Source organism: Paraburkholderia sp., from assembly GCF_004298475.1.
Taxonomy (GTDB): domain Bacteria; phylum Pseudomonadota; class Gammaproteobacteria; order Burkholderiales; family Burkholderiaceae; genus Paraburkholderia; species Paraburkholderia denitrificans.
In genome coordinates, this window is sequence record NZ_SCRP01000038.1 from 1 (window position 1) to 13,342 (window position 13,342).

Genomic DNA, 13,342 nt, shown 5'->3' on the forward strand with positions numbered 1-13,342 from the left:
GGCCAACCCCATCACGCAGGTGCCTGTCGACCAGCTTCTGTTTGAACCGCTCATCGTACTTCGTCATGAAAAACACCCCAAAGGCTGGATCGGCGTCCAACTTTTGGGGTGCAGTTCATTCGCGGGCTTTTTTATGGTTCTTCGCGGAATTCCCGGGAGGAAGAGACGGCTGGCAAGGGCTATTCCGAGAGGAGATTCAACAGCCTGCAGAAGCAGGCATCAATGCGAACCGAAGTTCTGGATCGTATATTTGACGATATCCTCGCCTGCCTTCGTGACAGCTTCTTCGTATGATCCGCCGAAGAAACCGCTACCAATCTTCCCTTCGACCTCGGTCTTGGCCAACTCGGTATCGGTCGTATCGAGGTAGCGCACCATGACGACGAGTGAACCTTCCCCAGCATTGCCAATACCGCCTAACAACCAGCGTTGAAACTGATTCCCAGGATTGTTGGAAACAATTGTGTAGACGATTCGCAAGTCTTTTCCACGCGTGAAGGCGCCATTCTCATACAGCCCTTTTTCGATGACTGATCGCATTTTCGCGGTTACTTCAGGCGGCACCGTCACCGTTGCCTCGCTTTCGACGAGTTCGACCCCCGAAAATCGGTCATGATTCCTGGCCGGCTCCAGTACCACGGTTCTCGCCGTTCCACACGCCACAAGGAGCAGTGCGAGTCCGATGACAAGTGGGTGCTTCATGAGTCGTTTCTCCCCTACGACACAATCCGTTTCCAGCGGCGAACAACCGTTGCGGCATAAGTCGACAGCTAACAGCCACAAAACAGGTGTGTATGTGCGTCAGCACCCGTCGGCTCACGATCAGTACAGCCACTCCAGCCACTCCAGCCACTCCAGCCGCTTCACGATGTAACGGGGTATTCCCGGCGGCCGAAAATCCGTTGTTGGGGCGAAGCCATCATCCGCATATTGGCGTTGTGGTTCGAGTAAACGTCCGATCCCGACCGTTTTCTCCCCACCCACGCATCCCCCACACCTCGTTTGAAAACGAAACGATGTGTGACCAACGTTTACGCCATCGAAAGGCCACTTCCCCAAGCGCATAGTCGTAACGTTCCGCCCCTAACCGGGCGGACGCACGCGCTATTTACACTTGCTTTCGATTCTTTACTCATGCGTGCTGATTTGAACCCTACGATCAAACGCGGCCCGGATTGGCATTCTCGTCCGCCTCTCTCATGAATCAAATCATCGGAATGGCTCACAACAAATGACCAGCTTTGATACCGTCATTCTGGGATTCCTCACACAAATCCATCTCGCCCCGCTGCTCAATCACACGATCCGGGTGATTGCGGGACTCTATACATTCAAGGGTTTTCTGCTGATCCCGCTGTTGTGGTGGATCTGGTTCGAGCCAGGCGCGAAACGCGAGTGGCAGCGTGAAATGACGATTGCCACGGTGGCGAGCGGTCTGATCGCGCTCGCAGTGGGGCGCTTGCTGGCACATTTTCTGCCCTTTCGCGTGCGGCCCATCTATAACCCGGACCTGCATCTGCATTTCGCCTCCGAGTCGCTGCGCGAAGCCACGCTAAGCAGCTGGAGTTCGTTTCCGAGCGATCACGCAATGCTGTGGATCGCGATTTCGATGGGGATTTTCCTTATCTGGCGGCGAATCGGCATGATTGCGATTCTGTACACGGTGCTATTCATCTGTTTGCCGCGCGCGTATCTCGGCTTTCACTACCCGACCGATTTGATTGCGGGCGCAGCCATCGGTGTGGCGATCACCTACGTCATGACGCGCGATCCGGTCCGCAAACGCACCGCATCGCCCGCTCTGCGCTGGGCGATGCGCTTTCCCGGGCCGGCATCGATGCTCGCGTTTCTCGTGTGTTTCGAGCTCGTTACGCAGTTCGACGAACTTCTCCAGCTCTTCCATTCGATGGTGAAAGCGGTGTGAGGCGGAATGTGAAGCACTGCGCCGACGACAACCGGCATTGAACACTCACCAGCGAAACAATCGTCAATAAACTCATTCTTCATCGATTGCTTTCGCTGCCCGTTCGACTTTTCGACACACTATCCGAACGAATCACAATCAGCCGTTCGTTACACGCGCCCTGCCGGGAAGACGGTCGAGCCGGGATGCGATAATAGCCGCCAACGACTTCGCTGACAGATTCATCGACATTCCGTCGCGCCGTCGAATCCGTATCAAAACCCGACTATGCGCCGGGCGAGCCTGTCGCTCGCCTCTTGATACGGTAGAGCTTTGCCGGGACGTTTCGCCGCTCAAGGTCTGAATAAGGCTTGAGTAACGCGCGAGCGTCCCGCTCCATTTTTCCCCGTTTCCAAAAGAATTCTCATGGCCCAATACGTCTTCACCATGAACCGGGTCGGCAAAATCGTGCCGCCCAAGCGCCAGATCCTGAAAGACATCTCGCTGTCGTTCTTCCCGGGCGCGAAGATCGGCGTGCTCGGCCTGAACGGCTCGGGCAAGTCGACGCTCATCAAGATCATGGCCGGCGTCGACAAGGACATCGAAGGCGAAGCCACGCCGATGCCCAATCTCAACATCGGCTATCTGCCCCAGGAGCCGCAGCTCGATCCGGAAAAGACCGTGCGCGAAGCGGTCGAAGACGGTCTCGGCGACGTATTCCAGGCGCAGAAGAAGCTCGACGAAATCTACGCGGCCTACGCGGAACCCGATGCCGACTTCGACGCCCTCGCCGCCGAACAGGCGAAATACGAGGCGATTCTGTCGTCGTCGGACGGCGGCAGCCCCGAGCAGCAGCTCGAAGTGGCCGCCGACGCGCTGCGCCTGCCGTCGTGGGACGCGAAGATCGCCAACCTGTCGGGCGGCGAGAAGCGCCGCGTCGCGCTGTGCAAGCTGCTGCTCGAAAAGCCCGACATGCTGCTGCTCGACGAACCGACCAACCACCTCGACGCCGAATCGGTCGAGTGGCTCGAACAGTTCCTCACGCGCTTCCCGGGCACCGTCGTCGCCGTGACCCACGACCGCTACTTCCTCGACAACGCCGCCGAGTGGATTCTCGAACTCGACCGCGGCCACGGCATTCCGTGGAAGGGCAATTACTCGAGCTGGCTCGACCAGAAGGAAGAGCGCCTGAAGCAGGAAGAATCGAGCGAATCGGCGCGCCAGAAGGCGATCAAGAAGGAGCTGGAGTGGGTGCGCCAGAATCCGAAGGGCCGTCAGGCGAAGTCGAAGGCGCGTATCGCGCGCTTCGAGGAACTGTCGAGCCAGGAATACCAGAAGCGCAACGAAACGCAGGAAATTTTCATTCCGGCCGGCGAGCGTCTCGGCAATGAGGTCATCGAGTTCAAGAACGTCAGCAAGTCGTACGGCGACCGCCTGCTCATCGACAACCTGAGCTTCAAGATTCCGGCGGGTGCGATCGTCGGCATCATCGGGCCGAACGGCGCGGGCAAATCGACGCTCTTTCGCATGCTCACCGGCAAGGAGCAGCCGGATTCGGGCGAGATCGTGGAAGGTCCGACCGTCAAGCTCGCGTACGTGGACCAGAGCCGCGACGCGCTCGACGGCAGCAAAACCGTGTTCGAGGAAATCTCGGGCGGCGCGGACATCCTCGCCGTGGGCAAGTACGAAACGCCGTCGCGGGCCTATATCGGCCGCTTCAACTTCAAGGGTTCGGATCAGCAGAAGGTGGTCGGCAACCTGTCGGGCGGCGAGCGCGGCCGTCTGCATCTCGCGAAGACGCTGATCGCGGGCGGCAACGTGCTGCTGCTCGACGAGCCGTCGAACGACCTCGACGTCGAAACGCTGCGCGCGCTCGAAGACGCGCTGCTGGAATTCGCGGGTTCGGTGATGGTGATCTCGCACGATCGCTGGTTCCTCGACCGTATCGCCACGCACATCCTCGCGTTCGAAGGCGACTCGCAGGTCACGTTCTTCGACGGCAACTACCACGAGTACGAGGCCGACAAGATCAAGCGCCTCGGCGAGGAAGCCGCGCGTCCGAAGCGTCTGCGCTACAAGCCGATCAGCCGCTAAGTGCGAAGGCGTCCGCTGCCGCGCAGGCGGCGGACGCACCGTTTCATCGGATTTTCCCCGGTCGCATCGACGTGCGGCTCGCGAGCCTGCCCGCGCTTGGCACCGCTCGCTACCGCTTGCCGCACGGTTCGCGGTGCGGGTCAGGCGAAGCTCAACCGGGCAGGCCCAGATCGCGCAGGCGCGCATCGGTCGCGGCGTCGCTCGTGTGATGCACGCCGTGCCAGCCAAGCGCCGTGGCGGCTTCGGCGTTGTGGCGGTTATCGTCGATGAAGACGAGTTCTGCGGGCGCAATGCCCGGCAGTTGCGCCTCGATGCGGCGGAACATCTCGTGAAAGATCGCCGGATCGGGCTTCACGAGTTTCACGCGCCCCGACACGACGATATCGCGGCAGCGCCGCAGCACGTCGTAACGCTCCCACGCCCACGGAAACGTCTCCGCCGACCAGTTCGTCAGGCCGAAAAGCGGCACGCCCGCCGCCTCCAGCCGGTCGAACGTCGCCACGCCGCCTTCGAGCAGCCCGCCGATCATCTCCGGCCAGCGCGCGTAGAACGCGCGGATCAGCGGCTCGTACGCCGGAAACTTCGCGACGAGGTCCGCCGTGCCCTCGGCAATCGGCTGACCGCCGTCCTGGCGGATCACCCAGTCCATCGTGCAAACGTGCGTGAAGAACCAGCGCCGCTCGGCGTCGTCGGGAATCAGCTTGCGATACAGATATTCCGGGCTCCAGTCCACCAGCACGCCGCCAAAGTCGAACACCACTGCCTTGATCGCCATCGCCGCCGTCCGCGTCAGATCGGTTGCGTGCGCGCTTCGAGCCACGCGAGCGCCGCGCCCGAGACATGCGGCGACACGCGCCGCCGCACCGTCTCGTGATACGCGTTGAGCCACGCGCGCTCGTCGTCGCGCAACAGCGTCAAATCGATGCAGCGCGTGTCGATCGGGCAGAGCGTGAGCGTCTCGAACTTCAGGAAGTCGCCGAATTCGGTCTTTTGCGCCGCCTGATTCAGCACGAGGTTTTCGATGCGCACGCCCCACTTGCCCGGCCGGTAGAGACCCGGTTCGATCGACGTGATCATGCCCTCTTCCATCGCGGTCCACGGCTCGGGGCTCGCGTAGTGCGAGATCACCTGCGGGCCCTCGTGAACGTTCAGGAAATAGCCGACGCCGTGCCCGGTGCCGTGGCCGTAGTCCGCGCCCGCCTCCCAGATCGGCGCGCGCGCGATGGCGTCGAGCATCGGCGAGCGGACGCCGCGCGGAAACTGTGCGCGCGACAACGCCATCGTGCCCTTGAGGACAATCGTGAAGTCGCGTTTTTGCTCCGCGCTCGGCGTGCCGATGGGCACGACGCGCGTGATGTCGGTCGTGCCGTCGAGATACTGGCCGCCCGAGTCGATCAGCAGGAGGCCGTTTCCTTCGATCACGCTGTGCGATTCGGGCGTGGCGCGGTAATGCGGCATCGCGCCGTTGGCGTTGAAGCCCGCAATCGTCCCGAACGACGGTGAAACGTAGCCCGGCCGGCGTGCACGCTCGGCGGTGAGCTTTTCGTCGATGGTGAGTTCGGTGATGGTTTCGTGGCCGAGCGCCTGTTCGAACCACGCGAAGAATTCGGCGAGCGCCGCGCCGTCCTGCTCCATCGTCGCGCGCACGTGTTCGGCTTCGACGGATGTCTTGCGCGACTTGAAGAAGGTGCTCGGATTGATCGATTCGACGAGCTTCACCGCCGACGGCACCGCCTGCAGCAAACCGAACGTCACGCGCCGCGGATCGACGAGCAGCGTCGCGCCTGCGGGCAGCGCGGCAAGCGCCGACGCGGCCTGCGCATACGGCGCGAGGTGCACGTCCTCGCGCGCGAGCGATTGCGCGAGTGCGTCGGGCACCTTGCCCTCGGCGACGAAGAGCGTCGCGCGATCCGGCCCGATCAGCGCATGCGCGACGAATACCGGGTTGTAGGTCACATCGGCGCCGCGCAGGTTGAAGATCCAGGCAAGATCGTCGAGCGTGGAAATGAAATGCCACTGCGCGCCCTTTTCCTGCATCGCGCGGCGCACCTGGCCGAGCTTGCCGGCACGGCCCGCGTCGGCGTGCGGCGCGGTGTGCTCGTAGACCGGCCCGACGGGCAGCGTGGGACGCGCGGGCCACACTTCATCGAGCAGATCGAGATCGGTGCGCAGCGTCACGCCGCGTGCGCCGAGCGCGTCGGACAGCACGCGCGCCGGGGCGACGCCGAGCACGGCGCCATCCACCGCGACCGTGCCGCCCGCCTGCAGGTTCTGCGCGAGCCATTCGACATGCGGCGTGGTCTGCTGGCCGCCCGTCATCTTCATCAGCTCGACGCCGGTGCCCGCAAGCTGATTCTCGGCCTGCACCCAGTAGCGGCTGTCGACCCAGACGCCCGCGAAGTCCTTCGTCACGACCAGCGTGCCCACGGAGCCCGTGAAGCCCGAGAGCCATTGGCGGCCCTGCCAGCGCGGCGGCAGGTATTCGGAAAGATGCGGATCGGCGGACGGGACAAGCGCCGCATCGACGCCCGCACGCGTCATGGCGGCGCGCAGCGCGGCGATCCGCTCGGGGATGGTGGAGTTTTCGGGGAGTCGGGCGTTCATGATTTCACCTGCGAGAAGAAATTATTCGTGACTGCGGCGGGATGGCTGCCGGTCACTGTGAGCAAAAGAGCGGCATTCAGCGGCGCACGCGCAGCGCGACGGCCACAGCCACGAAAACCAGCGCCGACGCCGTGCATACCGGCCATTCGAGCAGTTCGCCGTCATGGAAGAGCCCGGTGACGCGCCCGGCGACGCGTGCGAACCCGGCGCCCAGCACGCCTGCCATGACGGCCAGCGCGAAGCAGCCGTGTGCCCGCGCGCGCATCGGATGCAGCCACCACCCTGCTGCGCCGACCACGACGCCGATGACGACAATGCCGGGCCAGCCCATCAGTGGCGGGTCCTCGCGAAAGTCGGAAAGTACGGATCAGGCGGATTGGGCCGTCGCATCGTGCGGACTGACATGTCTCTAAAGCATTGGCTGGTTTTGGCCGGTTTTGGCCTGGTTTTGGCCGGGAACCGGTCAGCTCGGCGCTTCCCGCGTAGCGGATGAGTGTAGGGGGCGGGATAGCGCAAGGCAAGCGCGGCCGGATTGCCGCGCAGCCGGCCGCCGCAGTTAGCCGCGGAATGTCTGCTATGCGATTGCCGGTTTGACTGGTACGCGAGGACCTGTCCCTGGACGCAGGAGAATCGCACCCCGTTTTGCCGGGTACAACCGCATATAAATCATCAGAATCGCCGGAATTTGCGCTCCGCGACGTTCAGCCGCGCGAATTAAAACGTGTACATTACAGGTGCGCGGCCCACTCCGTTCGAGTTCTCAATGCGCCGTAACTACCTGATTATCAACGGATAAAATGATCTGCCAACCCGAAGGACGGCCGCCGCCAGGCCGGGAAATCACGGTTCGCGCTGCTACCCTTACAGAATGCGAGGAAAAGCTATAATGACGACCAAATTCTCGCTCCATGGTATGCAGCTTCTAACGATCGGAATCAATCACCACACTGCGCCTGTCGCCTTGCGCGAACGCGTGTCGTTTCCGCTCGAACAGATCAAGCCCGCGCTCGCTCTGTTCAAGGAAGCGTGGTCGGGCCGCCGCGCGATCAGCGCGCCTGAGGCAGCCATTCTCTCCACGTGCAATCGCACGGAGCTCTACTGCGCCAGCGACGACACCGCTTCACGCGACGCCGCCATCCACTGGCTTTCGCAGTACCACGGCATCCGCGCAGAAGATCTCGCACCGCACGTCTACGCACTGCCGCAGTCCGAAGCGGTGCGCCATGCGTTCCGCGTGGCGTCGGGGCTCGATTCCATGGTGCTCGGCGAGACGCAGATCCTCGGCCAGATGAAGACTGCCGTGCGCACCGCCACCGAGGCCGGCGCACTGGGCACGTATCTGAACCAGTTGTTCCAGCGCACCTTCGCCGTCGCGAAGGAAGTGCGCGGCACGACGGAAATCGGCGCGCAATCGGTTTCGATGGCCGCCGCCGCCGTTCGCCTCGCACAGCGTATCTTCGAGAAAATTTCGAGCCAGCGCGTGCTGTTCATCGGCGCGGGCGAAATGATCGAGCTATGCGCCGCGCACTTCGCCGCGCACCAGCCGCGCGAACTCGTCGTGGCGAACCGCACGGCCGAGCGCGGCCACTACGTCGCCGAACGCTTCGGCGGCAACTCGATGCCGCTCTCCGATCTGCCCGCGCGCATGCACGAGTTCGACATCATCGTGTCGTGCACGGCGTCCACGCTGCCGATCATCGGCCTCGGCGCGGTCGAACGCGCCGTCAAGGCGCGTCGCCACCGTCCGATCTTCATGGTCGACCTCGCCGTGCCGCGCGACATCGAACCCGAAGTCGGCAAGCTCGAAGACGTGTTCCTCTACACCGTCGACGACCTCGGCACGATCGTGCGCGAAGGCAATGCCTCGCGCCAGGCCGCCGTCGCACAGGCCGAGACGATCATCGAGACGCGCGTCGCCAATTTCATGCAGTGGCTCGACGCACGCAGCATCGTGCCGGTCATCCGTCACATGCACACCCAGGCCGATGCGCTGCGCCGCGCCGAACTCGAGCGCGCACGCAAGCTGCTCGCACGCGGCGACGATCCGGCGGCGGTGCTCGAAGCGCTTTCGCAGTCGCTCACGAACAAGCTGATCCACGGTCCAACGCACGCGCTCAACAACGCGAACGGCGAAGACCGCGACTCGCTCATCGAACTGATGAGCGGTTTCTACCGGCACGGCCAATCCGGCCAATCCGGCCAGGCGAGCCAGCCGGGTCGTGAAGCACGCGACACCCAGGCCGCGCCTGCCGCCTCTTGCGCGGCGAACACCACGTCTGAATCGTCCGGTTCTTCGGACCGTTAGCGGCGCGATCCGCCAGGCGGCGCGTTCCCCACGCGCCGCGACCGGGCTTACAGCCCGCTCTTCCATTTCCCCTCGCACGACTTTCCGGAGACAACTCCGAGCCGCCCGATGAAAACGAGCATGCAATTGAAGCTCGACCAGCTGACTACGCGTCTGGCCGAGCTGAACGATCTTTTGAGCCGTCCCGATGTGACGTCGAACCGCGACCAGTACCGCAAGCTCACGCGCGAGCACGCGGAACTGGAGCCGGTGGTCGCGCACTATGCGCAATGGCGCCAGGCCAAGGACGACGAACTGGCCGCGAAGGACCTGCTCGCGGACGTTTCGATGCGCGAATTCGCCGAAGAAGAGGTGAAAAGCGCGCGCGACCGCATGGTGCAGCTGCAGATGGATCTGCAGAAGATGCTGCTGCCGAAGGACCCCAACGACGAGCGCAACGTATTCCTCGAAATCCGCGCGGGCACGGGCGGCGACGAATCGGCGCTGTTCGCGGGCGACCTGCTGCGCATGTACCTGCGCTACGCGGAGCGCAACCGCTGGCAGACGGAGATGATGTCGGCGAGCGAATCGGACCTCGGCGGCTACAAGGAAGTGATCGTGCGGATCGCGGGCGAGGCCGCGTATTCGAAGCTCAAGTTCGAGTCGGGCGGGCACCGCGTGCAACGCGTGCCGGCGACGGAAACGCAGGGCCGCATCCACACGTCGGCGTGCACGGTCGCGGTGATGCCCGAAGCCGACGAGATCGGCGAAGTCGAGATCAATCCCGCCGATCTGCGCATCGACACCTTCCGCGCCTCGGGCGCAGGCGGCCAGCACATCAACAAGACCGATTCGGCGGTGCGCGTGACGCACCTTCCGACCGGCATCGTCGTCGAGTGCCAGGACGACCGCTCGCAGCACAAGAACAAGGACCGCGCGCTCAAGGTGCTCGCCGCGCGCATCAACGACAAGCAGCGCCAGGAGCAGCACGCGAAGGAAGCGGCGACGCGCAAGAGCCTCGTCGGCTCGGGCGACCGCTCGGAGCGCATCCGCACGTACAACTTCCCGCAAGGGCGCCTCACCGATCACCGCATCAACCTCACGCTGTATCGGCTCGAATCGATCATGGACGGCGATCTCGACGAACTGATCGGCGCACTCGTCTCCGAGCATCAGGCCGAGCAGCTCGCCTCGCTCGGCGACGCCGACTGACGCAGGTCTCATCTGCACCCACATCCACATCCGCATCCGCATACGTGAACCCGAACGCCGTCACCGCCGACGCTCTGCTGCGCGCCTCGCCGCTCCCCGCGCTGGAAGCGCGCGTGCTGCTCATGCACGTGCTCGGCTGGCGCCGCACCGAACTCATCACGCGTGGCGACGAAACGCTCGATAGCGCGCAGGTTCTCGCGTATCGCGCGCTCGAAGCGCGTCGCGCGCAGGGGGAACCGGTCGCGCAACTCATCGGCAGGCGCGAATTCTACGGCCTCGATTTCGACGTCACGCCCGATGTGCTGATTCCGCGCCCGGAAACCGAGCTTCTCGTCGAAACGGCGCTCGCGGCCCTCGACGGCCTCATCGCGCCGCGCGTGCTCGATCTCGGCACCGGCAGCGGCGCAATCGCCGTGGCAATCGCCTCGGCGCGGCCCGACGCGCGCATCTGGACCGTCGACCGCTCGGCGGCCGCGCTCGCCGTCGCGAAGCGCAACGCGCAGCGCCTGCTCGACGCAAAGCGGCCGGGCGGCGAACTCGTGTTTGTCGCGGGCAGCTGGTACGACACGCTCGATCCGTCGCTGCGCTTCGAGGTCATCGTCAGCAATCCGCCGTACATCGCGAGCGGCGATCCGCATCTCGACGAGGGCGACCTGCGCTTCGAGCCGCGCGGCGCGCTCACCGACGAAGCCGATGGCCTGACCGCCCTGCGCGCGATTGTCGCGGGGGCGCCCGCGCGTCTCACGCCCGGCGGCGTGCTGTGGGTCGAGCACGGCTACGACCAGGCGTCGGCTGTGCGTGCGCTACTGTCGGCGCAGGGTTTCGCCGATGCACGCTCGCACAAGGACCTCGCGGGCATCGAGCGCATCAGCGGCGCGCGCCTGCCGGACTGAAAAGCACGACGCAGGCACAGCGCAAGCACGACGCACAAGCGCCGCGAACCGCCCGATTGCCCCTACAGGACGCGGTCGGACGCCCGCTGGCAACGGCGAAATCCGCTATCATTTCAACCTGTTCCGCATCCAAACATTGCAAGGTCAGTCATGGACACCCAACAACGCATCAAGCAGATCGTCGATGAAAACACCGTCGTCCTCTTCATGAAGGGCAACGCACAATTCCCGATGTGCGGCTTCTCGGGCCGCGCGGTGCAAATCCTCAACGCCTGCGGCCTCGACAAGTTCAAGACCGTCAACGTCCTCGACGACGACGAAATCCGCCAGGGCATCAAGGATTTCTCGAACTGGCCGACCATTCCCCAGCTCTACGTGAAGGGCGAATTCATCGGCGGCGCGGACATCATGATGGAGATGTACGAAAAGGGCGAACTGCAGCAGCTCTTCGCCCAGGCCTAAGCGCCTCGGGGACGGCGGCCCTCCGCCGGCCGTCCCGGCCTCGCGCGCCGCTTCCCGGTTCGCTTGTTGCTTCTTCAGACGCGCCCCGCCCGTTCGTGAACGCTCCCCGCATTGCTCGCCAAGCCGCCCCACAAGCCGCTCCGCGCAGACTGATCGTCGCGATCACCGGCGCAACCGGCGCGATCTACGGCGTGCGCATCCTCGACAAGCTGCGCGACCTGGGCGGCGTCGAAACCCATCTGCTGATTTCCTCCGCCGGCTGGCTCAACATCCAGCACGAACTGCAGCTCGCGAAGGACGACCTCCACGCCCGCGCGGACGTCGTGCATTCGGTGCGGGACGTCGGTGCGAGCATTGCGTCCGGCTCGTTCGCGACCGACGGCATGATCGTCGCGCCGTGCTCGATGAAAACGCTCGCGAGCATCGCACACGGACTCTCGGACAACCTGATCGCCCGCGCAGCCGACGTCACGCTCAAGGAGCGTCGCCGCCTCGTGCTGCTCGTGCGCGAAACGCCGTTCAACCTCGCGCACCTGCGCAACATGACGGCGGTGACCGAAATGGGCGGCATCATTTTTCCGCCGCTGCCCGCGTTCTACAACAAGCCGGCCTCCATCGACGAAATGGTCGATCAGACCGTCGCGCGCGTACTCGACCTGTTCGGGCTCGGCACCACGCTCTCGCCCGTATGGCAAGGGCTCGGCGACAGCGCGGACTGACGCGGCCCCGCCCGCCTTCCATCGCTTCGCGCCCGCTGCCGCACCCACTGTCACACCCACTGTCACTCCCGTCGATTATCAACAACGGGTAGACGATCAATTCTCTTTAGGCACGTTTAATTCGCAACGGCGCGCATTTATATTGATCGGCATAGAACCTTTACCGCCGCCTCGCCGCGGCCCGCGATCATGACCACCGCTTCCCGCCTGCCCACCGTTTTCCTGTCGCACGGCGCGCCTACGCTGCCCATCGACCCGTCGCTGCCTTCGGGCGCGTTCGCCGCACTGTCCGCGGATCTCCCGCGCCCCGAATCGATACTGATGCTGTCCGCACACTGGTGCACGCTGCAACCGGCCGTCAGCACCGCGACGCAGCCCGAAACGATCCACGATTTCTACGGCTTTCCGCGCGCGCTCTATGAGATCGAATATCCGGCGCCGGGCGCGCCCGTGACCGCTCAGCGCGCCGCGGCGCTGCTGCGCGCGCACGGCGTGGCGGTCGACGAGGAGGCGCACGGCCTCGACCACGGCGCATGGGTGCCGATGCTGCTGATGTTCCCGAAAGCCGATATGCCGGTCGCCCAGTTGTCGATCCAGCCGCGCGCCGACGCCGCCCATCACTTCGCCATCGGCCGCGCGCTGCGCGTATTGCGCGACGAAGGCGTGATGGTGATCGGATCGGGCCAGATCACGCACAACCTGCGCGAAGCGGATTTTTCCGCTCGCCCGGAAGATGCCGATCCGCGCGTCGCCGAATTCACGGACTGGTTCGAAGCGCATCTCGCCGCCCGCGATATCGACGCCCTGCTCGACTATCGCCGCCGCGCACCGCATGCACCGCTCATGCACCCGACCGACGAGCACCTGCTGCCGGTCTTCACGGCGCTCGGCGCCGCCGACGACGATTACACGCTCGGCATCCAGTCGCTCGGCACCTACCAGCGCGCGCTCGCGATGACGAACTACGTATTCAGCTGAGCGCAGCACCGATCGCCTATCACCGTGCGCGCATCACGCGCGGGCATGAAAAAACCCGCCTGAATCGCTTCAGTGAACTGACCCCACGAAGTTGGACGGTTAAATAGCTAGGTGGGCAAGGCCTGAGTCCTGTACTGCACGGGGCTCAGGCCTTTTAGTTTGAGCTTGATGCGCTCGTGGTTGTAGTAGTGGA

The 13,342-nt window shown here is 64.2% G+C and carries 12 protein-coding genes and 1 pseudogene; 8 read left to right on the top strand and 5 right to left on the bottom strand.

Going from position 1 to position 13,342, the window contains the following annotated elements; genetic code table 11:
- Positions 1-219: 219 nt before the first annotated feature.
- Positions 220-702, bottom strand: coding sequence for a hypothetical protein (locus tag EPN59_RS19605; RefSeq protein ID WP_293040069.1), 483 nt, complete (start codon positions 700-702; stop codon positions 220-222).
- Positions 703-1,231: 529 nt separating this feature from the next.
- Between EPN59_RS19605 and EPN59_RS19610 the strand changes: the two genes are divergently transcribed.
- A complete protein-coding gene (locus tag EPN59_RS19610) occupies positions 1,232-1,924 on the top strand; it encodes a phosphatase PAP2 family protein (RefSeq protein ID WP_293040067.1) in 693 nt (230 codons plus the stop codon).
- Between the two features lie 405 nt (positions 1,925-2,329).
- A complete protein-coding gene (gene ettA / locus EPN59_RS19615; protein ID WP_293040065.1) occupies positions 2,330-3,997 on the top strand; it encodes an energy-dependent translational throttle protein EttA in 1,668 nt (555 codons plus the stop codon).
- 151 nt (positions 3,998-4,148) lie between these two features.
- Here the strand turns inward: ettA and EPN59_RS19620 are convergent, their stop codons facing one another.
- From EPN59_RS19620 to EPN59_RS19630, 3 genes are all read right to left on the bottom strand, one after another.
- Complete coding sequence (locus EPN59_RS19620) at positions 4,149-4,772, bottom strand: HAD-IA family hydrolase (protein WP_293040063.1); 624 nt, start codon at positions 4,770-4,772, stop codon at positions 4,149-4,151.
- Between the two features lie 14 nt (positions 4,773-4,786).
- Positions 4,787-6,601, bottom strand: a complete 1,815-nt coding sequence (locus EPN59_RS19625) for an aminopeptidase P family protein (RefSeq protein ID WP_293046646.1) — start codon at positions 6,599-6,601, stop codon at positions 4,787-4,789.
- A 76-nt stretch (positions 6,602-6,677) separates the two neighbouring features.
- Positions 6,678-6,932: a hypothetical protein gene (locus EPN59_RS19630; protein WP_293039206.1), complete on the bottom strand. Its 255-nt coding sequence runs from the start codon at positions 6,930-6,932 to the stop codon at positions 6,678-6,680.
- 582 nt (positions 6,933-7,514) lie between these two features.
- Here EPN59_RS19630 and hemA point away from each other — a divergent pair.
- The 6 genes and pseudogenes from hemA to EPN59_RS19660 form a co-directional block, all read left to right on the top strand.
- Positions 7,515-8,780, top strand: a pseudogene (hemA, locus tag EPN59_RS19635) (glutamyl-tRNA reductase); the annotation flags it as partial.
- A 234-nt stretch (positions 8,781-9,014) separates the two neighbouring features.
- Positions 9,015-10,097 carry a peptide chain release factor 1 gene (prfA, locus tag EPN59_RS19640; RefSeq protein ID WP_293039209.1) on the top strand — a complete coding sequence of 361 codons (1,083 nt, stop codon included), beginning with the start codon at positions 9,015-9,017 and terminating at the stop codon, positions 10,095-10,097.
- A 44-nt stretch (positions 10,098-10,141) separates the two neighbouring features.
- Positions 10,142-10,990: a peptide chain release factor N(5)-glutamine methyltransferase gene (gene prmC, locus EPN59_RS19645; RefSeq protein WP_293039212.1), complete on the top strand. Its 849-nt coding sequence runs from the start codon at positions 10,142-10,144 to the stop codon at positions 10,988-10,990.
- A 150-nt stretch (positions 10,991-11,140) separates the two neighbouring features.
- Entirely contained in the window at positions 11,141-11,452 is a 312-nt protein-coding gene (grxD, locus tag EPN59_RS19650; RefSeq protein WP_293039215.1) for a Grx4 family monothiol glutaredoxin, read from the top strand.
- A gap of 95 nt (positions 11,453-11,547) precedes the next feature.
- Positions 11,548-12,171, top strand: a complete 624-nt coding sequence (locus EPN59_RS19655) for a UbiX family flavin prenyltransferase (protein ID WP_293039218.1) — start codon at positions 11,548-11,550, stop codon at positions 12,169-12,171.
- 189 nt (positions 12,172-12,360) lie between these two features.
- Entirely contained in the window at positions 12,361-13,149 is a 789-nt protein-coding gene (locus EPN59_RS19660) for a class III extradiol ring-cleavage dioxygenase (protein WP_293039221.1), read from the top strand.
- A 107-nt stretch (positions 13,150-13,256) separates the two neighbouring features.
- On the opposite strand, the gene EPN59_RS19665 is transcribed toward EPN59_RS19660, so the two are convergent.
- On the bottom strand, positions 13,257-13,342 hold an 86-nt coding region (locus tag EPN59_RS19665; protein WP_293039224.1), incomplete at its 5' end, for an IS3 family transposase.